The following is a 24,723-nucleotide window of genomic DNA, read 5'->3' on the forward strand; positions in this document are numbered from 1 at the left end:
GGTGAAGGCGCCGCCGCGCTACAATCCCGCCAGCTTGAAAACACCCCACTGCACATGGCTAACCTGCCTAACCTGATATTCGCCCTCGCCGCCTACCTGATCGGCTCGATTTCCTTTGCCGTTGTCGTCAGCAAGCTGATGGGGCTGCCGGATCCGCATTCATACGGCTCGGGCAACCCGGGGGCGACCAATGTGCTGCGCACCGGCAACAAGAAGGCCGCGATCCTGACGCTGATCGGCGATGCGCTGAAGGGCTGGCTGGCGGTGTGGCTGGCGGCGCGCTTCGGCCCGGCCTACGGGTTGAACGAGACCGGCCTGGCCATGGTGGCGCTGGCGGTGTTTCTCGGCCACCTGTTCCCGGTGTACCACCGCTTTGCCGGCGGCAAGGGCGTGGCCACGGCGGCCGGCATCCTGCTGGCGGTCGACCCGATCCTGGGGCTGGGCACGCTGGCCACCTGGCTGATCATTGCGTTCTTCTTCCGCTATTCGTCGCTGGCGGCACTGGTGTCTGCCATCTTCGCGCCGTTCTTTTATGTGCTGATGAATGGCGTGGATGTGATGACTGGTGCCATCTTCGTGATCAGCGTGCTGCTGATCGCGCGGCACCGGCAGAATATTGCCAAGCTGCTGGCCGGCAAGGAAAGCCGGATCGGGGACAAGAAGAAGGTCTGAGCATTACACTGCCAGCGCCGGCGTCCGGCGCGCGCTTTCCGCGGCCGGGCCCTGCCACGGCGGGTCTTTCCCGCTGATCCACGGCGGCGGGCCTGTCTCCGCCGTCCCATCGCGGCCGGCCACGTACCGGCCCGTGCCAGGAGAATGCAAGCCGATGAGCGAAGCGCTTTGCTTTCTTTCCGCTGCCGAGCTGCAGGCCGGCATCCGCGGCAAGGACATCTCCCCGGTCGAACTGATGGACGCCGTGCTGGCCCGTGCCGCACGGCTGCAGCCCGGGCTCAACTGCTTCATCACGCTATGCGCCGACGAGGCCATGGCCGCCGCCCGCGCCGCCGAGCAGGACGTGATGGCTGGCCGGCCGCTCGCTCCGCTGCATGGCATCCCGTTCACCGTCAAGGACATCGTCAACACGCGCGGCGTGCGCACAACCTTTGGCGCCGTACCGATGCGCGGCAATGTGCCGGGCGAAGACGCTGTCGCAGTGGCCCGTCTACGCGCGCAGGGAGCCATCCTCGTCGGCAAGACCACTACCCCGGAGTTCGGCTCCAAGTGCCTGACCGATTCGCCGTTGTTTGGCCGCACGCGCAATGCCTGGCACGCGCAGCGCACCAGCGGCGGCTCAGCGGCGGCGCCGCGGTGGCAGTCGCGAGCGGCATCGCACCGCTGGCGGTAGCGACCGATGGCGGCGGCTCGACCCGCATCCCGGCGGCCTGCAACGGTGTGGTCGGCATCAAGCAGAGCCAGGGCGTGATCCCGCACAGCCAGGCGCAGGACCTGTTCGGCAACCAGACCTATGTCACGCCGACCACGCGCACGGTGATGGACACCGCGCTGATGATGCAGGCGATGGCCGGCGAGCATCCTTGCGACCCTTGGTCGCTGGGCGTGCCGGCCGCCGATTATGTGGCAGCCGCACAGCCCCACGGCGACCTGCGCGGCGTACGCATCCGCTATTGCCTGGCGCCGCCGGGCCACGCGGTGGCCACAGATGTGGCGGCGGCGTTCGAGGCCAGCCTGGAGCGGCTGCGCGAACTGGGCGCCGTGTTGGAGCCGTTTTCCGGCGACGGCTTTGAAGTCGAGCCGATCTGGCGCGCCATCAACCATACGGTCTGGCGCACCCGCTTCGCGCCGATCGTGGCACAGCATCGCGAGGCCCTCAGCGCAACCTTCGTGCGCCAGGTGGAATCCGCCGCGCACGTGACCGGCATGGAATACCAGCAGGCCATGTTCGAGCGCTCGAAGCTGTTCCTGCGCGTGCAAGACCTGCTGGCGGATGCCGAACTGCTGGCGATGCCCACGCTCACGCGCACGGCCCTGCCGCTTGACCAGGACCTGTTCGGCCAGATCGAGATCGACGGCCAGCTCTACGACAATGTGCGCGCGAGCTGGTTTCCTTGGACCATGCCGTTCAACATGACCGGCCATCCGGCGATCAGCCTGCCCTGGCAAGACGGTGTTCATCGGGCCATCGCCGCTGTTCACGATCTTTCCGCTGACCTACAAGAAGCTCGGCTACGACGCCGACAAGCCTCTCTCTCTCTCTCTCTCTCTCTCTCTCTCTCTCTCTCTTCGCTGCGGCGGGCATCTGGTAGCTATTTGATATGCCCTGGTTTCGCCCCTAAAGGGGCGAGTCACTTTTGCCCGAGCGGCAAAAGTAACCAAAAACGCGTTTACGGCCCTGCGGGCGGCCACTCTTATCGTAGTGGGCTACGGCTTTCGTACGGGGCTTGGCTTCGTTGCAGGGCAGGACTGCCTGACGCCCTGGTGCGCCACGGTGGCTCGGGATTGACGCCATTGTTGAACGAGCCCAGAGCTGTTGGGTGGCCCCTGCTGCTAGCGGCAACGTAGGAACGCCTACGGCTGCGCTGCGCGCCGGCAGCATCTCAGGTCAGGGGCTCTGGCGCGGAACGCGTCGCTGCGCTCGCCTGGCGCTATCGCCGATGAGCCCACAGGCCTGTCCTTGCCCGTTGTTTGCTCCCCTCTCCCGCTTGCGGGAGGGGGCAGGGGTGAGGGCCGGAGCCTCCACGAAGTGCATCCGGTCAATTCCGTCAGACCGGGCGGAGGGCGGAACCGGGCATATCAAATTCCACCAGATGCCGAGTCGCAGCAAAACCGAACTTAAGCCCCCACCGCCCCAAACACCATCTCGACCCTAAACCCGCCCCCGTCGGCATTGACGAGATTGAGCTTCCCCCCAGCCTGCCGCACCAGCCGATCCACAATCGCCAACCCCAACCCGGAATGCGCATTCCCGCCCCGGGCCGGATCGAGGCGCACAAACGGCAGCGTGACGCGTTCCTTGTCCTCTTCAGGAATCCCGGCCCCCTGGTCTTCGACCACCAGCACATAACCATCAGCCGTACGCGTCGTAGCAATGCAAACCGGCGGCTTGCCGTAGGCATAAGCATTGTCAACAAGATTCCCGATAATCCGATCCAGCTGCGTAGCGATCATCCGGAACCCATCCCCCGCCCCCAGCGACAACACCACCTGCCGCTCCTGCTCGGCCAGCGAAGCCGCCAGTTCATTGACCCGCCGGTCCACCGGCACTGGCCGCGCCGTCGATTCACTGGTCTGTGCAAAGCTCAGGAACTGCTCAACGATCGCCTGCATCGAATCCACGTCGCGCGTAACCCCCGCCGCGGCCTTGGGATCGGACAGCATTTCGGCACGCAGCCGCAGCCGCGCCAGCGGCGTCTTCAGGTCATGCGCGATCCCGGCCAGCATCGTATTGCGCTCCTGGTCGATCCGCGCCAGGTCGGCCACCATGCGATTGAAGCGCTCGATCAGCTGGCGCAGCTCATGCGGCCCGCGTTCGCGCAAGGGCGGCACCGCGCGCTGGCGCGACAGCAGCTCGGCCGCGTTGGCCATGTCCCGCACCGGCCGCTGCAGCTGCCACGCGATCAGCAGCGCGAACACGATGGCCACGCCCACCACCAGCATCACGCCCGGCACCAGCCGGTTGTCAGGCGGCGGGTTGTGGACCCAGAGAATCGGCATCGCGATCCAGTCATCGCGGCTGGGCAGCTTGATCCAGATACGCGGCGTGGTCTCGTCCTCGAGCCGGACCTCGGTGCCCTGCGGCAGCCGCGAGATGAACTGCTCGACCAGGCGGCGCGAGCGGCCGCCCTTGGGCGCGGTGGCGTGCTCATCGGCGCTGGCGGTATCGGCGGTCTCCACCAGGCTAGGCAGCTTGGCCGGCGGGTGCGCATCGAGCGCGCGCTCGATGCTGTCGAGCTGGAACAGCATCTGCTCCACGGAATAGTCGACCTGCTGCTGGCGCCGGTCCATGCGCAGGATGGCCAGCCACGAGAAGTGGCTGATCACGAGCACGGCCGCGATCAGCAAGGCAATGCGGCCGAACAGGGTGTCGATACGTCGCAACTTCATCGGGAAGCAGGCTCGGGTGGCACGCGGCGGCACGTAAGGCGATAAAACGGCCGGCCGCCGCGGGCTTTAATCGGAAAGCTCGGCGGGAATCTCTTCCGCTTCGTCGGGCACGAAGGTGTAGCCGCGGCCGCGCACGGTCTGGATATAGCGCGGGCGCTGCGCGTCTTCGTCGAGCAGCCGGCGCAGGCGCCAGATCTGCACGTCGATGCCGCGGTCGCTGATGCCGCTGGCGCTGCCGTACATCAGCTCGACGATACGCTCGCGCGATAGCACTTCGAGCGGATGCATCAGCAGCAGCTTGAGCAACGCGAACTCGGTATCGCTGATCGACAGCGGCTGGCCGGCGCGGCTCAGCGTGCGCTGGCGGAAATTGACGCGGAACGGGCCAAACGCGACCGATTCGCGGTCCTCCGGCGCCGCCGCGGGGCGGGCCAGCTTGCGGCGCAGCACGGCGTTGATGCGCGCCAGCAGCTCGCGCGGCGAGAAGGGCTTGCCGAGGTAGTCGTCGGCGCCGATCTCCAGGCCGACGATGCGGTCGATCTCGTCGCTGCGGGCAGTAAGCAGGATCACCGGGATGTCGTCGTTCTTGGCGCGCAGGTTGCGCAGCGCAGTCAGGCCGTCGACCTTGGGCATCATCAGGTCGAGCACGATCAGCGCTGGCCGCTCGCGCTCCAGGCGCGCCTGCAGGCCGTCGCCGTCGTGCAGCACCGAGACGGCAAAGCCCTGCTGGGTCAGGTACTCGCGCAGCAGGTCGCGGAGTTCGGGATCGTCGTCGACGACGAGGATCTGGGTAGGCTGGTTCGTTCGCATAGGCACATGATAGTCAGCCCGGGCGGCGCACACGCCGGATCGGCCGGGCGGTTTTGTTTCCGGAGGTTACACCTGGGGCGCTGGTAATCCTCTGTAATAAAAGCGCCGGGCGCCGAAATACGGGCGTCCGCGCCCGCACATTATCCTTGCCGCATGACTTGCCAACGGCGCCGCCCAATGCGCGCCGCACGGCACTTGCCGGCACGCCGGCGGCCGCCGGGCGCGCTGCCCCCCGCGGCCGGCCGGCGCCCATTGCGTTGCGGCATACTGCTGCATCCAGCGTCACTTGCCAGCAGAACACCGCGGCGCGCCCGGGCGCGCCGTTCCCAGGATTGCGGACATGTCCAACCCCGAACAAGGCCAACCTAACCCTCCCCCATCCCCGTCTTCCCGTCCGCCCCTGCCGCCCGGCGGCACCCCACCGCGCAGGAGCCGGCGCCGGCTGTATGCCGGGCTGCTGGTGCTGCTGCTGGCCGGAGGCGGCTGGTACTGGTATGCGCACCGCGGCGACGCCCCCAAGGGCACCGCGGGCGGCCCGGGCGGCGCCGGCGGACCCGGTGCGGGAGGTCCTGGCGGTCCTGGCGGGCCAGGGGGCCGCGCCGGCATGCCGCGCTCGCCGGTCGTGGTCGCCACCGTGGCCCAGCGCGACATGGACGTGGTCCTGAACGGGCTGGGCAACGTGACCCCGGTCTCTAACGTGACCGTGCGCGCGCAGGTGTCCGGCCCGCTGCTGAAGGTGCTGTTCAAGGAAGGCCAGATGGTCAGGGCCGGCGACGTGCTGGCCGAGATCGACCCGCGCCCGTTCCAGGCCGCGCTCGACCAGGCCGTGGGCCAGCTGGCGCGCGACCAGGCCCTGCTGCAGAACGCGAAGCTGGACCAGCAGCGCTACCGCACCCTGCTGGGCCAGGATTCGATCTCCAAGCAGCAGGTCGATACCCAGGACGCGCTGGTGCGCCAGTACGAAGGCGTGGTCAAGACCGACCAGGGCAACGTGGCCAATGCGCGCCTGCAGCTGGGCTACACCAGGATCGTGGCGCCGGTGTCGGGCCGCATCGGCCTGCGCCAGGTCGATCCGGGCAATATCGTCAACACCAGCGACGCCAACGGCATCGCGCTGATCACGCAGATCCAGCCGATCGCCGTGATGTACACCATCCCCGAGGACAACCTGCCGTCGGTGCTGAAGAAGCTCAACGCCGGCGAAAAGCTGCCGGTGCAGGCGTGGGACCGCCAGGTGCGCAATCAGCTGGGCGAAGGCACGCTGCTGACCACCGACAACCAGATCGACACCACCACCGGCACGGTCAAGCTCAAGGCGGTCTTCCCCAATGAAGACGGGATGCTGTTCCCGAACCAGTTCGTCAACGTGCGCACGCGCGTCGACACGCTCAAGGACGCCACCGTGATTCCGGTGGCGGCGATCCAGCGCGGACAGCAGGGCACGTTCGTCTACACCGTCGACGACGCCAACAAGGTCAAGGTCCAGGTGATCACCCTCGGCCCGGGCGATGGCAGCCGCAATGCGGTGCTCAAGGGCCTGGAGCCCGGCCAGCGCGTGGTGGTGGATGGCGCCGACCGGCTCAAGGAAGGCATGACGGTCGAAGCAGTCGACCCGGCCGCGCGTGCCGCGGCGACGGTGCCGGCCAGCCAGCCGCGCGGGCGCGGCCGACGCAACCGCGACGGCGCTGGCTGGGGCGGTGCCAGCGCGCCGCATGGCGATGCCAGCGGCGCGGCCGCGGGCGGCGCTTCCGGCGCTTCCGGTGCTTCCGGCGCGGCCGGCGAGCATCGGCGCCAGCGTGAAGGCGGCGCCAGCGCTCCAGGTGCGGAAGGCCCGCGCCGCCAGCAGCAGTAAGGACCGCGCATGAACCCATCACGCCTCTTCATCCAGCGCCCGGTCGCTACGGCGCTGCTGATGCTGGCCATCCTGCTCTCCGGGCTGGTGGCCTACCGGCTGCTGCCGCTGTCGGCGCTGCCGGAGGTCGACTACCCGACGATCCAGGTCACCACGCTCTACCCCGGCGCCAGCCCCGACGTGATGACTTCGTCGGTGACCGCGCCGCTGGAGCGGCAGTTCGGCCAGATGCCCGGCCTGAAGCAGATGTCGTCGTCCTCGTCGGGCGGCGCCTCGGTGATCACGCTGCAGTTCGAGCTGACGCTGCCGCTGGACGTGGCCGAGCAGGAAGTGCAGGCCGCCATCAATGCCGGCAGCAACCTGCTGCCGTCCGACCTGCCGATGCCGCCGGTCTACAGCAAGGTCAACCCGGCCGACGCGCCGATCATGACCATCGCCATGACGTCCGACACCATGCCGCTGCCCAAGCTGCAGGACATGGTGGATACGCGCGTGGCGCAGAAGATCTCGCAGATCCAGGGCGTGGGCCTGGTCACCATCAGCGGCGGGCAGCGCCCCGCGGTGCGCATCCAGGCCAACCCGGCCGCGCTGGCATCGCTCGGCATGTCGATCGACGACCTGCGCACCGCGATCGGCTCGGCCAACGTCAACGGCGCCAAGGGCAGCTTCGACGGCCCGCAGCGCGCGTCGACCATCGACGCCAACGACCAGCTGCGGTCCGCCGACGAATACCGCCAGATCATCCTCGGCTACAAGAACGGCGCGCCGATCCGCATCACCGACGTGGCCGAGATCGTCGACGGTCCCGAGAACAGCCGCCTGGCCGCGTGGGCCAACGACAAGCCCGCGATCGTGCTGAACATCCAGCGCCAGCCCGGCGCGAACGTGATCGAGGTGGTCGACCGCATCAAGGCGCTGCTGCCGCAGCTGCAGAACGCGCTGCCGGCGTCGGTCCACGTGCAGCTGCTGACCGACCGCACCACCACCATCCGCGCCTCGGTCGAGGACGTGCAGTTCGAGCTGCTGCTGGCGATCGCGCTGGTGGTGCTGGTGATCTTCCTGTTCCTGCGCAATATCCCCGCCACCATCATCCCGGGCGTGGCGGTGCCGCTGTCGCTGGTGGGCACGTTCGGCGTGATGTACCTGTCGGGGTTCTCGATCAACAACCTGACGCTGATGGCGCTGACCATTGCCACCGGCTTCGTGGTCGACGATGCGATCGTGATGATCGAGAACATCATGCGCTACATCGAGAAAGGCGATTCGCCGATGCAGGCGGCGCTCAAGGGCTCGAAGCAGATTGGCTTCACCATCATCTCGCTGACCTTCTCGCTGGTGGCGGTGCTGATCCCGTTGCTGTTCATGGGCGACGTGGTCGGCCGGCTGTTCCGCGAGTTCGCGATCACGCTGGCGGTATCGATCCTGATCTCGGCGGTGGTGTCGCTGACGCTCACGCCGATGATGTGCGCGCGGCTGCTGCACCATGTGCCGGAAGAGAGGCTGTCGCGCTTCCACCGCGCCACCGGCCGCTTCTTCGACAACGTGATCGAGCGCTACGGGCGCGCGCTGGACTGGGTGCTCGATCGCCAGAAGGCAACGCTGGTCGTGGCCGTGGCCACGCTGGCGCTGACCGTGCTGCTGTACCTGCTGGTGCCCAAGGGCTTCTTCCCGGTGCAGGACACCGGCGTGATCCAGGGCATCACCGAGGCCGCGCAGACCACCTCCTTCGGCGCCATGGCGCGCAAGCAGGAAGCGGTGGCAAAGGTGGTGATGCAGGACCCGGCGGTGGCGAGCCTGTCGTCGTTCATCGGCGTGGATGGCAGCAACACCACGCTCAACGCCGGGCGCATGCTGATCAACCTCAAGCCCAAGGGCGAGCGCGACCCCATCGACGTGGTCACGCAGCGCCTGCAGCATGCGGTGCAGAGCCTCGGCGGCGTCTCGCTGTTCACGCAGCCGGTGCAGGACCTGACCATCGAGGACAAGGTCTCGCGCACGCAGTACCAGTTCACGGTGGAAGATCCCGATCCCGAGACGCTGGCCGCGTGGGTGCCGAAGCTGGTGGAGCGCCTGCGCCAGGAGCCGGAGCTGCGCGACGTCACCAGCGACCAGCAGAACAACGGCCTGCGCGCCTATGTCGATATCGACCGCGACGCCGCGGCGCGCTTCGGCATCACCACCGCGGTGATCGACAGCGCGCTGTACAGCGCCTTCGGCCAGCGGCTGGTGTCGACCATCTTCACGCAGTCGAGCCAGTACCGCGTGGTGCTGGAGACCATGCCGGAGTTCCGCAAAAGCCCGCAATCGCTGGCCGAGCTGCGCCTGCCCTCCTCTTCCGGCGGACAGGTGCCGCTGGGCGCGTTCGCGCGCATCACCGAGCGCACCGGGCCTCTGGTGATCAACCACCAGGGGCAATTCCCCGCGGCGACGATCTCGTTCAACCTGGCGCATGGCGAATCGCTCGGCGCCGCGGTCGACAAGATCACCAGGGTGGAGCAGGAGCTGGGCCTGCCGATCTCGATGCAGACCAGCTTCCAGGGCGCGGCGCTGGCGTTCCGCGCGTCGCTGTCGAACACGCTGTGGCTGATCCTGGCCGCGGTGGTGACGATGTATATCGTGCTGGGCGTGCTGTATGAAAGCACCATCCACCCGGTCACGATCCTGTCGACGTTACCGTCCGCAGGCGTGGGCGCGTTGCTGGCGTTGCTGGTGGCGGGGATGGACCTGGGCATCATCGCCATCATCGGCATCATCCTGCTGATCGGCATCGTCAAGAAGAACGCGATCATGATGATCGACTTCGCGCTCGAGGCCGAGCGCGAAGGCGGCATGACGCCGCGCGACGCGATCTTCCAGGCCTGCCTGCTGCGTTTCCGCCCGATCCTTATGACCACCATGGCGGCGCTGCTGGCGGCGCTGCCGCTGATGCTGGGCTCCGGCATCGGCAGCGAGCTGCGCCAGCCGCTGGGCGTGACCATGGTGGGCGGCCTGCTGGTCAGCCAGGTGCTGACGCTGTTCACCACGCCGGTGATCTACCTGGCCTTCGACCGCGTGGCGACGCGCGTGAAGGGCTGGCGCAAGCGCCGCTTCGGTGATCCGGAGGAAGGCGGCACAGGCGAGGAGCCGGTCTGACAATGAATCTTTCGGCTGCCTTTATCCATCGCCCGGTCGCGACCGCGCTGCTCACGCTCGGCATCCTGCTGGCCGGGCTCGCGGCACTGCGGCTGCTGCCGGTGTCGCCGCTGCCGCAGGTGGACTTCCCGACCATCTCGGTATCGGCGTCGCTCCCTGGCGCCAGCCCGGAAACGATGGCCGCCACCGTGGCGACGCCGCTGGAGCGCGCGCTCGGTACCATCGCCGGCGTGACCGAAATCACCTCCAGCAGCTCGCTCGGCTCGACCCGCGTGACGCTGCAGTTCGACCTGTCGCGCAATATCGACGGCGCCGCGCGCGACGTCCAGGCCGCGATCAACGCTTCGCGCGCGACGCTGCCGACCAGCCTGCCCAACAACCCGACCTACCGCAAGGTCAACCCCGCCGACGCGCCGATCATGATCATCGCGCTGACCTCGCCGACGATGACGCGCGGACAGCTCTACGATGCGGCCTCCACCATCCTGGCGCAGAAGCTGTCGCAGGTGGAAGGCGTGGGGCAGGTCACCATTGGCGGCGCCTCCTTGCCGGCGGTGCGGGTCGAACTGAACCCGACCGCGCTGAACAACTACGGCATCTCGCTGGAGGACGTGCGCAACACCATCAGCGCGACCAACGCCAACCGGCCGCTCGGCACGCTGGAAAACGCCAGCAACAACTGGCAGGTCTACGCCAACGACCAGATGATGAAGGCGGAAGACTACATGCCGCTGATCATCCGCTACGCTACGCCGGGCACCTACTCGTCGGCGTCGGCGGGCGCGCTGATCGCCAGCACCGCCAATGCGACCGCCAGCGGCGGCGTCAGCACCAAGGTGGTCAACGGCGTCACCGTGACCACGCTGACCACCAGCAGCGGCACCACCACCATCACCAGCGGCGCCACCGGGGGCACCAGTGCCACCAGCGGGCCGAATTCGTTCGCGGTGCCGGTGCGGCTGCGCGACGTGGCCAACGTGGTCGATTCGGTGCAGGACATCCGCAACGCGGGCTCGGCCAACGGCAAGCCGTCGGTGCTGCTGGTGCTGAACCGCTCGCCCGGCGCCAACATCATCGAGACCGTCGACCGCGTGCGCGAGATGCTGCCGAACCTGCAGAAAATGATCCCGGCGGCGATCTCGATGGACGTGATGATGGACCGCACGCCCACCATCCGCGCGTCGCTGCGCGAGGTCGAACACACGCTGATGATCTCGGTGGCGCTGGTGATCATGGTGGTGTTCATCTTCCTGCGCAACGTGCGCGCGACGCTGATCCCCAGCGTGGCGGTGCCGGTCTCGCTGATCGGCACCTTCACGGTGATGTACCTGGCCGGGTTCTCGCTGAACAACCTGTCGCTGATGGCGCTGACCATCGCCACCGGCTTCGTGGTCGACGATGCCATCGTGGTGCTGGAGAACATTTCGCGCCATATCGAGGAGGGCATGAAGCCGCTGGCCGCCGCGCTGCGTGGCGCGCGCGAGGTCGGCTTCACGGTGCTGTCGATGAGCCTGTCGCTGATCGCGGTGTTCATTCCGCTGCTGATGATGGGCGGCATCGTCGGGCGCCTGTTCCAGGAGTTCGCGATCACGCTGTCGGTGGCGATCCTGGTGTCGCTGGTGGTGTCGCTGACCACCACGCCGATGATGTGCGCGCGCATGCTGCGGCCGGTGGAACCGGAGCAGCAGGGACGCTTCTTCCGCGCCACCGAGCGCATGTTCCGGTGGCTGCACGATGGCTATGCGCGTTCGCTGTCGACCGCGCTGCGCTTCAGCCCGCTGGTGTGGCTGGTGCTGATCGCCACCATCGCGCTCAACGTGTACCTGTACGTGATCGTGCCCAAGGGCTTCTTCCCGCAGCAGGACACGGGCCGGCTGATCGGCTTTATCCGCGCCGACCAGGCCACCTCGTTCCAGGCCATGCGCGGCAAGCTCGACAGCTTTATCAGGATTGTGCAGTCGGATCCGGCAGTTGAAAACGTGACCGGATTTACCGGCGGCTCGCAGCGCAACACCGGCCAGATGTTCGTCACGCTCAAGCCGCTGGCGGAGCGCAAGGAGTCCGCCGACGCCATCATCGCGCGGCTGCGCGGCAAGCTGGCCAAGGAGCCCGGTGCGAGCCTGTTCCTGCAGCCGGTGCAGGACATCCGCATCGGCGGGCGGCAGAGCAGCTCGCAGTACCAGTTCACGCTGCAGTCCGACGACCTCGAAGTGCTGCGCACGTGGGAGCCCAAGGTGCGCGCGGCGCTGTCCAACCTGAAGGGGCTGGAGGACATCGACACCGACACCAACGACAAGGGGCTGCAGACCTCGGTGATCATCGACCGCGATACGGCGTCGCGCCTGGGCGTGACCGCGCAGCAGGTGGATGCGGTGCTGAACAACGCCTTCGGCCAGCGGCTGGTGTCGACCATCTACCATCCGCTCAACCAGTACCGCGTGGTGATGGAGCTGAGCCCCGAGTACCTGCAGGGCCCGAACGCGCTCAAGGACATCTACGTCGTCACCGGCAACGGCAACCGCGTGCCGCTGTCTGCCTTCGCGAGCGTGATCCCGACCAGCACGCCGCTGGGCGTGAACCACCAGGGGCAGTTCGCGGCATCGACGATCTCGTTCAACCTGTCGGAGGGGACCTCGCTGTCGCAGGCGACCGATGCGATCAACCGCGAGATGGCGCGCATCGGCGTGCCGGAAACGCTGCGCGCCAACTTCCAGGGCGGCGCCAAGGCGTTCCAGGACTCGCTCAAGAGCCAGCCGATCCTGATCCTGGCGGCGCTGATCACCATCTACATCGTGCTGGGCGTGCTGTATGAAAGCTATGTCCACCCGCTCACCATCCTGTCGACGCTGCCGTCGGCGGGCGTGGGCGCGCTGCTGGCGCTGATGGCGTCGAGGACGGACTTCAGCATCATCGCGCTGATCGGCGTGATCCTGCTGATCGGCATCGTAAAGAAGAACGCGATCATGATGATCGACTTCGCCATCGACGCCGAGCGCCGCGACGGGCTGTCGCCGCGCGAAGCCATCTACCGCGCCTGCCTGCTGCGTTTCCGCCCGATCCTGATGACGACCATGGCCGCGCTGCTGGGCGCGGTGCCGCTGGCGATCGGCCGCGGCGACGGCGCCGAGCTGCGCGCGCCGCTGGGCATCTCGATTGTCGGCGGCCTGGTGGTGAGCCAGCTGCTGACGCTGTACACCACGCCAGTGGTCTACCTGACGCTGGACCGCTGGCGCCTGAAGGTCAAGGCCTGGCGCCAGCGCCGCCGCGGCGGCACGCCTGACCAGCCGGCCGCCGTCTGAATTTACAGAGATTCCACATGACTGTGTTTCACCCTGTGTTTAGCGCTGTGTTTAGCCGATTGCTGACCCATGCCCTGCCGCTGCCGCTGGCGTGCGCGTTGCTGCTGGCCGGCTGCGCGGTGGGTCCCGACTACAAGCGTCCCGATGCGCCGGTGCCGGAAGCTTTCAAGGAAGCCGCCGGTACCAATGCCGATGCCGATACCACAGCCGATGCCAATGCCTGGCGCGGCGACTGGAAAACCGCCGAGCCGCAGGATGCCATCACGCGTGCCGACTGGTGGACGGTCTTCGGCGATCCGCAGCTCGACACGCTGATGCCGCAAGTGCAGATCTCCAACCAGAACATCAAGGCGGCCGAGGCGCAGTACCGCCAGGCCGTGGCCGCGCTGCAGGCGGCGCGTGCCGGCTTCTTCCCGGTCGTCGATGCGCAGGCCGGTGCGTCGCGCGCGCGCGGCGCCAGCGGCAATACGCTCAACGGGCAGAGCCTGACGCTGGGCGCGACCTGGGAGATCGACGTGTGGGGCCGCGTGCGCCGCCAGGTGGAAAGCAGCGAAGCCAGCGTGCAGGCAAGCCAGGCCGACCTGGCATCGACGCTGCTGTCGACGCAGGCGACACTGGCGCAGAGCTATTTCCTGCTGCGCGTGGCCGATGCGCAGAAGGCGCTGCTCGACCGCACCGTGGCCGATTACCAGAAGTCGCTGCAGCTGGTGCAGAACCAGTACGCCGCCGGCACCGCGCAACGCTCAGACGTGCTGCAGTCGGAGACCCAGCTCAAGAGCGCGCAGGCGCAGCAGATCGACATCCAGATCACGCGCGCGCAGCTGGAGCACGCCATTGCCGTGCTGGTCGGCAAGCCGCCCGCGGCGCTGTCGCTGGCCGCGGACGATTTCCGCCAGGCCCCGCCGCGCGTGCCGGGCGCGGTGCCATCGGAACTGCTGGAGCGCCGGCCCGACATCGGCGCTGCCGAGCGCCGCATGGCGTCCGCCAATGCGCAGATCGGCGTGGCGCAGGCGGCCTACTACCCGACGCTGTCGCTGTCGGCCAGCGGCGGCCTGACCGCCAGCACGCTGGCGCGCTGGATGTCGCTGCCGGACCGCATCTGGTCGATCGGCGGCGGGCTGGCCGGCACGCTGTTCGACGGCGGCCTGCGCAGCGCGGCCAAGGCGCAGGCCGTGGCCGCCTACGACCAGACCGTCGCCAATTACCGCCAGACCGTGCTGTCCGCGTTCCAGGAAGTCGAAGACAACCTTGCCGCGCAGCGGCTGCTGGAGCAGGAAGCGGTGGTGCAGAACGACGCGCTGCGCTCCGCGCGCGAGGCGCTGGTGCTGGTCAACAACCGCTACCGCGCCGGCACCGCGGGCCTGCTCGACGTGCTGACCGCGCAGACCGCCGCCTACACCGCCGAGCGCACCGCGCTGTCGATTGCCGGGCGCCAGTACACGGCGGCCGTGGTGCTGATCAAGGCGCTGGGCGGCAACTGGCATCAGCAGGCGCTGGAAGGCGCCACCGGCAGCAGGCCCGCCGGCGCCGCACCCGCCACCACAGTCGGCCAGCGCTAGGCGCCGCGCTGCGGCGCATTCGGCAACGGCTGCGCGCAGATGCGCTCGCGCAGCCAGGTGGCGGCCTTGCCCAGCGGCCGCTGCTTGTGCCACACCAGTTCCATCGCCACCGGCCAGTCCTGCTGCTGGAACGCCAGCGGCGGCGACACCAGCTGCGCCGCGGCCGGCGAGTTGGCCACCACGTGCCACGGCACGAACGCCCAGCCGAGCCCGCGCTTGACCAGCTCGACGATGACCCACTGGCTCTCCACCCACCACACATCCGCCGCCACGCGCAGGCGCATCTTCTCTTCGCTGTCGGTACGCGTGGCGACCATCAGCTGGCGGTAGCGCTTCAGCTCTTCCCAGTCCACGCGCTGCGACGCCAGCGGATGGTCGGGCGCGCACAGGATCTGCATCGGCATCCAGCCCAGCGCATGGAAGCCCAGTTCGGGCGGCAACACTTCCTGCCGCCACATGATGCCGAGATCGGCGCCGCCCTCGAGCACCAGCCGGCTCACGTCTTCCATCAAGGGGAACAGCACTTCCAGCTCGACCGCCGGGAAACGGCCGGAGAACGCTTCGAGCAGCTGGCCCAGCGTTTCCTCCGGGTAGAGCTCGTCGACGGCGAGCACCAGCCGCGTCTCCACGCCCTCGCCCAGGCTCTTGGCCACGCCGCGGAAGTGCTCGCAGCGTTCCAGGATCACGCGCGCTTCCGCCAGCAGCCGCTCGCCGGCCGGGGTCAGCACGGGATAGCGGCCGGCGCGGTCGAACAGCGCGTTGCCGACATCGATCTCCAGGTTCGACACGGCGGCGCTCACCACTGACTGGGCCTTGCCGAGCCGGCGCGCGGCGGCGGAAAAAGAACCCGCCTCGGCGGCAGCGACGAAAGCCTGGAGTTGCTCCAGCGAGAGACTCATACGGCGCCCTTCTGCGACATCTATCTGTTCTGACGATAGTATCCAACTTGGCAATCCCTGCAAAGCAGATAGACTTGGCCGGGTCTGAATTATTGCCTCGCAGGAGGAAAATCATGCGCACTACCCGCGACCGGATCCGCCACGCCGTTGGCTTCGAGGTTGTCGGCCTGCTGATCTTCGCGCCGCTGGCCAGCTGGGCCTTCGGCTACGAGCTGCACCAGATGGGCCTGATCGGCGCGGTCGCGTCGCTGATCGCGACCGGCTGGAACTACCTGTACAACCTGCTGTTCGACAAGGCCATGCTGCGTTGGACCGGCCAGCTGCGCAAGTCGGTCGTGGTGCGGGTGCTGCACGCCATCCTGTTCGAGGTGGGCCTGCTGGTGGTGTTCCTGCCGGCGCTGGCGTGGTACCTGAATATCAGCCTGCTCGATGCGCTGATCATGGATATCGCCGTGGCCGTCTTCTACATGGTCTACGCGCTGGTGTACAACTGGCTGTACGACATCGTTTTCCCGGTGCCGTCGCTGCAGCACGCCGCCGCGAGGCCTGACCGCGCGGCGGCCGGCTGAGGCCGGGTTTTTCCTGACCCCGGAGCAGGCACTCCGGGGTGTTTCCCCGCCTTGCCGTGCGGACGCGAATTGTTATACTCAATAACAAAATTCGACGGACCGGGTGCGCAGCTGCGCGCCGCAAGCGGGGAGACAACATGAAGATCGCAATCGCCGGCGGCGGCATCGGCGGGCTGACGCTGGCGCTGCTGTGCCACCGCCACGGCATCGACGCCGAAGTCTGGGAAGCCAGCGAATCGCTGCGCCCGCTGGGCGTGGGCATCAACCTGCTGCCGCACGCGGTACGCATCCTGTCCGAGCTCGGCCTGCGCGACGCGCTGGCCGAGCTTGCGATCGAGACCTCGTCGCTCTCCTACTACAACAAGCTGGGCCAGCGCATCTGGCACGAACCGCGCGGGCTGGCGGCGGGCTACGACTGGCCGCAGTTCTCGATCCATCGCGGCGAGTTCCAGATGCTGCTGCATCGCACCGTGGTCGAGCGACTGGGTGCCGATGCGGTCCACACCGGGCATGCGTTCGAGACCGTGCTCGATACCGGCGCGCGCGGGCCGGCGCGTTTCGTGCTGCGCCGCCGCGGCGATGGCGCCGAGGTGGAAGCCAGCGCCGACGTGCTGGTCGGCGCCGATGGCATCCACTCCGCGGTGCGCCACCACTTCTACGCCACCGGCGATGCACCGCGCTTCTCGCGCCGCATGCTGTGGCGCGCGGTCACGGAGGCGCCCGCCTACCTCGACGGACGCTCGATGTTCATGGCCGGCCACCAGGACCAGAAGTTCGTCGCCTATCCCATCTCCGAGCCGCTGCGCCGGCAGGGTCGCTCGCTGGTCAACTGGATCGCAGAGTTGCGTGTGCCCGACAGCGTGCCTGACACGCCGCCGCGCAGCGACTGGAACAAGCAGGTCGACAAGTCGGTGTTCCGCGCGCAGTTTGCCGGCTGGCAGTGGGACTGGATCGACATTCCCGCGCTGATCGATGGTGCGGCGGCGATCTACGAATTCCCGATGGTCGACAAGGACCCGCTGCCGCGCTGGACCTTCGACCGCGTCACGCTGCTCGGCGATGCCGCACACCCGATGTACCCGATCGGCTCGAACGGCAGCGCGCAGGCGATCCTGGATGCGCGCTACCTCGTCGACAGCCTGCTGGGCACGCAAGATACGCCTTACGCGCTGCGCGAATACGAGGCCGAGCGCCTGCCGCGCACCGCGGGCATCGTGCTGCGCAACCGCATGAACGGGCCGGAGCAGGTGATGCAGCTGGCGGAGGAACGCGCGCCGCAGGGGTTCAACGATATCGGGCAGGTGATCCCACGCGCCGAGCTGGAGGCGATTTCGCTGCGGTACAAGCAGCTGGCGGGGTTCGACCGGCAGTCGATGCAGGGCGGGCGATAGCGTCGCGGTCCGCCAGGCCACAACCAAAAATAAACCATCAAGAGGAGACAACATGGCGCCCCTGAACCTCACCCCGATCACCCGGCTCACCCGCCTCACCCACCTGACGCTGGCCGCCGCCCTCGCTTTCGCCGCCAACGCCGCACTGGCCGACATTACCGTCGGCGTCAGCCTGTCGACGACGGGGCCGTCCGCTTCGCTCGGCATCCCGCAGAAGAACTCGATGCCGTACCTGCCGCAGAAGATCGGCGGCGAGGCCGTCCGCTACATCGTGCTGGACGATGCCTCCGATCCCACCCAGGGCGCCAAGGTCGCGCGCCGCTTCGTCTCCGAAGACAAGGTCGATATCATCCTCGGCTCATCCGCGGTCGCCCCGTCGATCGCCATTGCCGAGGTCGCCGAGGAAAGCCAGACCGTCCAGCTTGCCTTCTCGCCGATCGAGCTCAAGCCCGGCCGGGGCGCCTGGACCTTCCGGCTGGCGCAGCCGGTGCGGCTGATGGCCAACGCCGTCGCCGCCACCGCCAAGACCAGAGGCGTCAAGACCATCGGCTTTATCGGCTTTGCCGACGCCTATGGCGAGACCTGGCTGAAGGATTTCACCGCCGCCGCCACCGCCAACGGCCTGCGCCTGATCGCCACCGAACGCTATGGCCGCGCCGATACCAGCGTGACCGCGCAGGCCATCAAGCTGATCGCCGCCAAGCCCGACGCCATCCTGATCGCCGGCGCCGGCACCGGTGCGGCGCTGCCGCATACCACGCTGCGCGAGCGCGGCTACGGCGGCGCCATCTACCAGACCCACGGCGCCGCCACCAAGGACCTGATCCGCATCGGCGGACGCCTGGTCAATGGCGCGATCCTGCCGGCGGGCCCGGTGATCGTGCCGGAGCAGCTGCCAGCCGGCGACCCGGTGCGCAAGCCGGGACTCGACTACGTCACCCGCTACGAGAAGCAATATGGCGCCGAATCGCGCACGCAGTTCGGCGCGCATGCCTACGATGCCGGACTGGTGCTGGAGCGGATCGTGCCGGTGGCGCTGAAAAGCGCCAAACCGGGAACGCCGGCCTTCCGCCAGGCGCTGCGCCAGGCGCTGGAGAGCGAAAAGGACATCGTGGTGTCGCACGGCGTGCTCAATTACAGTGGGCAAGACCACTATGGCTTTGACCAGCGCGGCCGCGTTATGCTGACAATCGACAACGGCAACTGGAAACTACTGCAATGATCCCTAACGCATCCAGTGCATCCAGTGCATCCAGTGCATCCAGTGCATCCGGTGCACCCGACGCACCCGCCGCGGCAGGCAAGACTGGCAGCTCGCACACCGCCAGCGCGCGGCGCAAGCCGCGCGAGCCGCTTGCGCCGGATCCGGCGGTGGCCGACGCCGGCTTCGATCCGCATGTGCCCAATATCGACTATGGCGTGCTCGACAGCCTGATCGGCTACGCCATCCGCCGCGCGCAGATCCGCATCTACGAGGATTTCGTGCTGTCGCTGTCGCAATGGCAGATCACCCCGCCGCGCTTCTCGGCGCTGGTGATCATCTCGCGCAATCCGCACCTGAAGCTGACCGAGCTGGCGCGCATCCTGGGCATCGCGCGCTCGGGTGCGGTGCTGCTGGTCGATGCGCTGGAAGAGATGAATCTGGTCGCGCGCCGCCCGGCGGCGGGCGACCGGCGCGCCTACAGCCTGGTGCTGACGCCGTCGGGCCGCAAGACGCTGGACGCTGCCACCCGCGCGGTGGTCGAGCATGACGCGCATGTGGGCAGCGCGCTGTCCGACAGCGACCAGGCCACGCTGAAATCGATGCTGTCCCGGCTGGCGCCGCCGCGCGCGGGCTGAGCGCCACGCTGCTGTCATCCGGCAGGCGCTTGCCATGCGTTAACATGGCCGCCATGCCAAGAACAACCGCCACGCGTACCGCATCGCGAACTGGCGCGCTGCTGCGCCGCCTGTCGCCTCTTCTTGCCGCCGCCTTGCTGATGGCCGGTGGGCCCGTCATCGCGCCGGCGCTGGCCAGGCCGCCGGCCAAGGTACAGAAATCCCAGAAGGTCCAGAAGAGCGCGAAAGCACAGAAGGACCAGATTGCCGGCAAGGCGGCAAAGGCCACGCCTTCCGCCGATGCCGGCCTGGTGCGGGCCGGCGTGCCGGCGCAAGTGGCCGCGGCCCTGCGCCGCGCCGGCGTGCCGGCTTCGGCCGCGAGCTTCTACGTAGTCAAGCTGGGCGCACCCAGCGCGCGCACCAGCTGGAACGCGCAGCAGCCGATGAATCCGGCCTCGACCATGAAGCTGGTCACGACCTTCGCCGGCCTGCAGCTGCTGGGACCCGACTACCGCTGGCAGACCGCGCTCTACGCCGACGCGCAGCCCGGCTTCGACGGCACCGTCAACGGCAATGTCTACCTGCGGGGCCGCGGCGATCCCAAGCTGGTGCCGGAGGAAATGGCCAAGCTGGTCGCCAGCGCCCGCGCCGGCGGCGCCACCGCCATCAACGGCGACCTGGTGCTGGACCGCAGCTACTTTGCCGATGGCCTGGACGGCAACGGCACCATCGACGGCGAAGTGCAGCGCGCCTACAACGTCGGCCCCGATGCCCTGCTCTATGCCTTCAAGACGCTGTCGTTCACGCTGACGCCGGATCCCGTCACGCAGACGGTGGCGGTCAGCGTCACGCCGGAGCTGGCGCAAGTCAAGCTCGACAACCAGCTGGCGTTGACCAACGGCCGCTGCGGCGACTGGCAAAGCCGCGCCACCCCCAGCGTGCAGCCGCAGGCCGACGGCACCGTGCTGGCATCGTTCGCCGGTGACTATTCGAGCGACTGCGGCGAGCACGTGCTCAATATCGCCACGCTGTCGCACGCGGAATTCACCTGGGGCGGCTTTGTCGCCGAATGGCAGCGCGCCGGCGGGCGTTTTACCCGCCTGCCCGCGTTGCGCAGCGGCAAGGTGCCGCGCGGCGCGGTGCTGCTGGCGCGCCACTATGGCCTGCCGCTGTCCGACATCGTGCGCGACATCAACAAGTTCTCCAACAACGTGATGGCGCGCCAGCTGTTCCTGACCATCGGCGCCGAGCTCGACCGCGGCGGCCCGGCCAGCCCCGAGCGCTCGATCCGCGTGGTGCGGCGCTGGCTCGCGAAGCAGGGGCTGGACATGCCCGGGCTGGTGCTGGACAACGGCTCCGGACTGTCGCGCGAGGAACGCATCAGCGCCTACGACATGGCGCGCCTGCTGCAGCAGGCGGCGGCCAGCAGCGTGGGCCCGGCGCTGGTCGATTCGCTGCCGGTGCTGGGCGTCGACGGCACGCTGCGCAACCGGATGACCGGCGCCAATGCGGCCGGCAGCGGCTACCTCAAGACCGGCACGCTGGCCGACGTGCGTGCGCTGGCCGGCTATGTCGACGCGGAAGACGGCAGCCGCTACGTGCTGGTGAGCATGATCAACCACCCCAACGCCTCGCAGGCGCGGGAGGCGCACGACGCGCTGATGCAATGGGTGTATCGCGGCGCGCCCTGAGATTGCGCCGGCATTGGCGGATCGGCCACCCCGCGTGGCCTGCCGCCAACGCCGGCGCGGCATTTTGTTAAGCGCCCACTTACCAGGATGCGTTCCGACCCTATAATGCCAGGGTGCCGGCCGCGTCCTGCGGCGGCAGCTTTCCGGGCCAGCCCCCGGCGCCGGGCCTGCATTGCCCCCTTTCCTCTGACATGACTTCCCGACAACCCTCGGTGTGGTTGCGCTTCTGGCATCGCTTCGCACCCGCCGAACGCGACGGCTTCATGGCCGGCGTACGCCGCTTTGCCCCCTCCCTTCCCGCGGTGTTTTCCTGGGGGCTGGTGACCGGCGTCGCGATGAGCAAGTCGGTGCTGACCGTGCCCGAAGCCATCGGCATGTCGCTGCTGGTCTATGCCGGCTCGGCGCAGCTGGCGGTGCTGCCGTTGTTCGCCGCCGGGCTGCCGCTGTGGACCATCTGGCTGACCGCGGCCATGGTGAACCTGCGCTTCGTCATCTTCAGCGCCGCCATGCAGCCGCACTTCAGCTACCTGACACTGGCGCGGCGCACGGTGCTGGGGTTCTTCAACGGCGACCTGCACTTCGTCTACTTCCTGCAGAAGTATTCGACGCCGGGCTATGAGCCTGGCAAGGAAGGCTACTTCTGGGGCATGGCGCTGACCAACTTTGCGATGTGGCAGGTGTCGTCGATCCTCGGCATCGTGCTGGCGAGCCTGTTTCCGGACAGCTGGGGGCTGGGGCTGGCGGGCACGATGGCGCTGATCCCGGTGATGATCGCCACCATCAATTCGCGCTCGACGCTGATGGCTGTGGTGATTTCGGCGGTGTTGGCGTTGTTGTGCTTTGACCTGCCGTACCGGCTCGGGCTGGTGGTGGCGGTGGTCGGTGCGATTGCTGCGGGCATGGCGACCGATGAACTGGCGGCGCGGGCTACGCTGCGGGGTATCCGCAAGCGCAAGTCCCCGCCGATTGGCAATGCGGCTGACGCACCGCCAGGAGACCGCGCATGAGCCATGCCGAGATCTGGATCGCGCTGGTTGGCATGGCGGTGGTCACGGTGCTGACGCGCGCGTTGTTCCTGATGGCCGGCGAGCACGTGTCGGTGCCTGACCGCATCCAGCGGGCCCTGCGTTATGCGCCCGCAGCGGCGCTGGCGGCGATCATCCTGCCAGACCTGATGACCTGGCAGGGGCATTTCACCGTGGCGCTGTCGAACTACAAGCTGGTGGCAGGGGTGGTGGCCACCGCGTTCTACCTGCTGACGCGGCGGATGGTGGGGATGATTGCTGTGGGGATGGCGGTTTATACGGTGTTGCGGTTGTTGGGTTGAGGACTGGCGCATTGGAAATGCCAGCCGGAACCCGCTTCAGCCACCAAACGCCGCAGCCGCCCGCTCCAGCCGATCCCGCACCCCGGCCCAATCCTGCCCTTCAGGCAACGTCTCGAACACCAGCTGCGAATAGCCCTGCTTGTCGAGCTTGCGCAACAACCGATACAGCTCCTGCGCATACGCGGCAGCATCCGCGGGCGCCTGCACCCAGGTGCAGCGCTGATCCGCCAGCGGCGCTCGTCCCACCCAGGCCACACGCGCAGCCGCAGGCAGAGCGGCAAGCCGCGCGGCAGCCGCCTGCGCATCCGCCAGCAACAAGGGCGTGTGCGGAGCGTAGTGCGCCTTCAGGGTGCCTGATGCGCGTGGCGCGGCAGCATCGGGCGGCATCGGCGCTTCGCCCAGCACCTGCGCCAGCATTCCGACCGTGATGGCACCGGGACGCAACAGGACCGGCCCGACGCCGGCGTCCAGGCGCGACAGATCGACGATGGTCGATTCGATCCCGACCTCTACCCCATCGCCTTCCAGCACATAGACCGCGTCGCCGAACTCTTCGCGCACATGCTGCGCGGTGGTCGGGCTGACCTGCCCGAACTTGTTTGCCGAAGGCGCCGCAATACCGCCGCGACCGCGCTTGAAGCGCGCCAGCAGCGCCTGCGCCACCGGATGCGACGGGCAGCGCAAGCCGATGCTGTCCTGCCCGCCCGCCACCGCGGCATCGATATGCGAAGCGCGCTTCAGGATCAGCGTCAGCGGCCCCGGCCAGAACGCATCGATCAGCTTCTGCGCGGCTTCCGGAACCTCGTCGGTCCAGTAGCTGATATCGGCGCCGTCGACCACATGCACGATCACCGGGTGGTTGGACGGCCGTCCCTTCAGCGCGAAGATGCGGCCGACCGCCTCGGGATTCTCGGCATCGGCGCCCAGCCCGTAGACCGTCTCGGTCGGGAAAGCGACCAGTTGCCCCGCCTCGAGCAGGCGGACGGCTTCATCGAGTTCAGCAGCCGTGGGCGTGCGCGGCGACATCGTGTTCCTTGCGTCAGAGCGGGATATGCAGTGCCTGCGCGGCGGCGGTAAAGGCAGCGTCGGCTGCCTCGGCATGCTCGCCGATGCAGTTGACGTGGCCCATCTTGCGCGACGGGCGCGCATCGTTCTTGCCGTACAGGTGCAGCTTGGCGCCCGGCTGCGCCACCACCTCGTCCCACGCGGGGGTGCGTTCCAGCCCGAACTCGAACCACACATCGCCCAGCAGGTTCAGCATCTTGCCGGCCGAGTGCTGGCGCGTGCTGCCCAGCGGCAGGCGGGCCATGGCGCGCACCTGCTGCTCGAACTGGCTGGTCTCGCACGCATCCATGGTGATGTGGCCCGAGTTGTGCGGGCGCGGCGCCATTTCGTTGGCGACCAGCGAACCGTCGGTCAGCACGAAGAACTCGATGCACAGCACGCCGACATAGCCCATTTCCGTGGCGATGGCGGCAGCCGCGGCGCGGGCGCGGTCGGCGATCTCGTGCGAGACGCTGGTCGACGGCATTTGCGTCGAGAACAGGATGCCGTCGCGGTGCACGTTTTCGGCCAGCGGCCAGGTCGCGGTGGAACCGTCCGCGGCGCGCGCGGCCAGTACCGAGACTTCATAGGCCAGCGGCAGCATCCGTTCCAGCACGCACGGCACGTGCTGCATCGCCTTCCATGCGGCACGCACGTCGTCGCGTGTCTTCACGCGGGCCTGGCCCTTGCCGTCGTAGCCCATGCGCGCGGTCTTGAGGATGCCGGGCAGCACGTGGTCGGGCAGCTGGTCGACATCGGCGTCGTGCTGGATCACCCAGTGCGGGGCCGTCGGCACGCCGGTGCGCTCGGCGCAGGCGGCAAAGAACTTCTTCTCGCCGATGCGGTTCTGCGCGATCGAGACGCAGTAGCCGCGCGGCGCGACAAACGAACCCAGTTGCTCCAGGCGGTCCAGCGACAGCGACGGCACGTTCTCGAACTCGGTGCTCACCGCCTGGCACAGCTTGGCCATCTCGGCCAGCGCGGCCTCGTCGGTGTACTGGGCGCAGATATGCTTGTCGGCCACCGCGCCCGCCGGGCTGTCCTGGTCGGGATCGAGCACGCATACGCGATAGCCCATCGCCTGCGCCGCATGCGTGAACATGCGGCCGAGCTGGCCGCCGCCCAGCATGCCCAGCCACGCGCCGGGCAGGATGGGCGCGTCGGGACGGTCGACGCCGAATTCGGCGCGCGATTCCGGCGTGTGGGCTTCGGAGAGGTAGGGATGGATATCGGTCGGCATTGCTCGGTTCCGTGTGGGTCCGGAGAATTA

General features: G+C 68.2%; 17 protein-coding genes and 1 pseudogene. 13 read left to right on the forward strand and 5 right to left on the reverse strand.

Features of this window, described 5'->3' with window-relative positions:
* The first annotated feature begins 63 nt into the window (after positions 1–63).
* Together plsY and ACAD63_RS19210 are read left to right on the forward strand one after the other, a co-directional pair.
* Positions 64–672, forward strand: coding sequence for a glycerol-3-phosphate 1-O-acyltransferase PlsY (plsY, locus tag ACAD63_RS19205; RefSeq protein WP_133094214.1), 609 nt, complete (start codon positions 64–66; stop codon positions 670–672).
* A 154-nt stretch (positions 673–826) separates the two neighbouring features.
* Positions 827–2,115 (forward strand): annotated as a pseudogene (locus ACAD63_RS19210) (amidase); the annotation flags it as partial.
* Between the two features lie 675 nt (positions 2,116–2,790).
* Here the strand turns inward: ACAD63_RS19210 and ACAD63_RS19215 are convergent.
* Positions 2,791–4,062 carry an ATP-binding protein gene (locus ACAD63_RS19215; protein WP_133093834.1) on the reverse strand — a complete coding sequence of 424 codons (1,272 nt, stop codon included), beginning with the start codon at positions 4,060–4,062 and terminating at the stop codon, positions 2,791–2,793.
* Between the two features lie 66 nt (positions 4,063–4,128).
* Entirely contained in the window at positions 4,129–4,872 is a 744-nt protein-coding gene (locus ACAD63_RS19220; protein WP_135704564.1) for a response regulator, read from the reverse strand.
* Between the two features lie 340 nt (positions 4,873–5,212).
* Between ACAD63_RS19220 and ACAD63_RS19225 the strand changes: the two genes are divergently transcribed.
* The 4 genes from ACAD63_RS19225 to ACAD63_RS19240 are packed head-to-tail and all read left to right on the forward strand — an operon-like array spanning position 5,213 to position 14,714.
* Complete coding sequence (locus tag ACAD63_RS19225; protein WP_434033163.1) at positions 5,213–6,724, forward strand: MdtA/MuxA family multidrug efflux RND transporter periplasmic adaptor subunit; 1,512 nt, start codon at positions 5,213–5,215, stop codon at positions 6,722–6,724.
* A 9-nt stretch (positions 6,725–6,733) separates the two neighbouring features.
* On the forward strand, positions 6,734–9,856 hold the full coding sequence (locus tag ACAD63_RS19230; protein WP_434033164.1) for an MdtB/MuxB family multidrug efflux RND transporter permease subunit: 3,123 nt from the start codon (positions 6,734–6,736) through the stop codon (positions 9,854–9,856).
* 2 nt (positions 9,857–9,858) lie between these two features.
* Positions 9,859–13,155, forward strand: coding sequence for an efflux RND transporter permease subunit (locus ACAD63_RS19235; RefSeq protein WP_434033165.1), 3,297 nt, complete (start codon positions 9,859–9,861; stop codon positions 13,153–13,155).
* 17 nt (positions 13,156–13,172) lie between these two features.
* A complete protein-coding gene (locus tag ACAD63_RS19240; RefSeq protein WP_240745924.1) occupies positions 13,173–14,714 on the forward strand; it encodes an efflux transporter outer membrane subunit in 1,542 nt (513 codons plus the stop codon).
* Here ACAD63_RS19240 and ACAD63_RS19245 read toward each other — a convergent pair.
* Positions 14,711–15,613 (reverse strand): LysR family transcriptional regulator, encoded by a 903-nt coding sequence (locus ACAD63_RS19245; RefSeq protein WP_133093829.1) that lies wholly within the window; start codon positions 15,611–15,613, stop codon positions 14,711–14,713. The genes ACAD63_RS19240 and ACAD63_RS19245 overlap by 4 nt on opposite strands.
* A gap of 113 nt (positions 15,614–15,726) precedes the next feature.
* Between ACAD63_RS19245 and ACAD63_RS19250 the strand changes: the two genes are divergently transcribed.
* From ACAD63_RS19250 to ACAD63_RS19280, 7 genes are all read left to right on the forward strand, one after another.
* Complete coding sequence (locus ACAD63_RS19250; RefSeq protein ID WP_434033166.1) at positions 15,727–16,182, forward strand: PACE efflux transporter; 456 nt, start codon at positions 15,727–15,729, stop codon at positions 16,180–16,182.
* A gap of 137 nt (positions 16,183–16,319) precedes the next feature.
* A complete protein-coding gene (locus ACAD63_RS19255) occupies positions 16,320–17,573 on the forward strand; it encodes a flavin-dependent oxidoreductase (protein ID WP_195431758.1) in 1,254 nt (417 codons plus the stop codon).
* Positions 17,574–17,625: 52 nt separating this feature from the next.
* Complete coding sequence (locus tag ACAD63_RS19260) at positions 17,626–18,795, forward strand: ABC transporter substrate-binding protein (protein WP_133093826.1); 1,170 nt, start codon at positions 17,626–17,628, stop codon at positions 18,793–18,795.
* Positions 18,792–19,412, forward strand: coding sequence for a MarR family winged helix-turn-helix transcriptional regulator (locus tag ACAD63_RS19265; RefSeq protein WP_434033167.1), 621 nt, complete (start codon positions 18,792–18,794; stop codon positions 19,410–19,412). The genes ACAD63_RS19260 and ACAD63_RS19265 overlap by 4 nt, the downstream gene beginning before the upstream one ends.
* A 44-nt stretch (positions 19,413–19,456) precedes the next feature.
* Positions 19,457–21,082, forward strand: coding sequence for a D-alanyl-D-alanine carboxypeptidase/D-alanyl-D-alanine endopeptidase (dacB, locus tag ACAD63_RS19270; protein ID WP_135704552.1), 1,626 nt, complete (start codon positions 19,457–19,459; stop codon positions 21,080–21,082).
* Positions 21,083–21,273: 191 nt separating this feature from the next.
* Positions 21,274–22,089, forward strand: a complete 816-nt coding sequence (locus tag ACAD63_RS19275; protein WP_135704549.1) for an AzlC family ABC transporter permease — start codon at positions 21,274–21,276, stop codon at positions 22,087–22,089.
* Positions 22,086–22,409 (forward strand): AzlD domain-containing protein, encoded by a 324-nt coding sequence (locus ACAD63_RS19280; RefSeq protein ID WP_135704548.1) that lies wholly within the window; start codon positions 22,086–22,088, stop codon positions 22,407–22,409. The genes ACAD63_RS19275 and ACAD63_RS19280 overlap by 4 nt, the downstream gene beginning before the upstream one ends.
* Before the next feature lie 36 nt (positions 22,410–22,445).
* Here the strand turns inward: ACAD63_RS19280 and ACAD63_RS19285 are convergent, their stop codons facing one another.
* Together ACAD63_RS19285 and ACAD63_RS19290 are read right to left on the reverse strand one after the other, a co-directional pair.
* Positions 22,446–23,435 carry an L-threonylcarbamoyladenylate synthase gene (locus tag ACAD63_RS19285; RefSeq protein WP_133093821.1) on the reverse strand — a complete coding sequence of 330 codons (990 nt, stop codon included), beginning with the start codon at positions 23,433–23,435 and terminating at the stop codon, positions 22,446–22,448.
* Between the two features lie 13 nt (positions 23,436–23,448).
* A complete protein-coding gene (locus ACAD63_RS19290) occupies positions 23,449–24,693 on the reverse strand; it encodes a 5-(carboxyamino)imidazole ribonucleotide synthase (protein ID WP_133093820.1) in 1,245 nt (414 codons plus the stop codon).
* Positions 24,694–24,723: the final 30 nt, after the last annotated feature.

Source organism: Cupriavidus sp. a3 (genome assembly GCF_051015765.1).
Lineage (GTDB): Bacteria > Pseudomonadota > Gammaproteobacteria > Burkholderiales > Burkholderiaceae > Cupriavidus > Cupriavidus oxalaticus_A.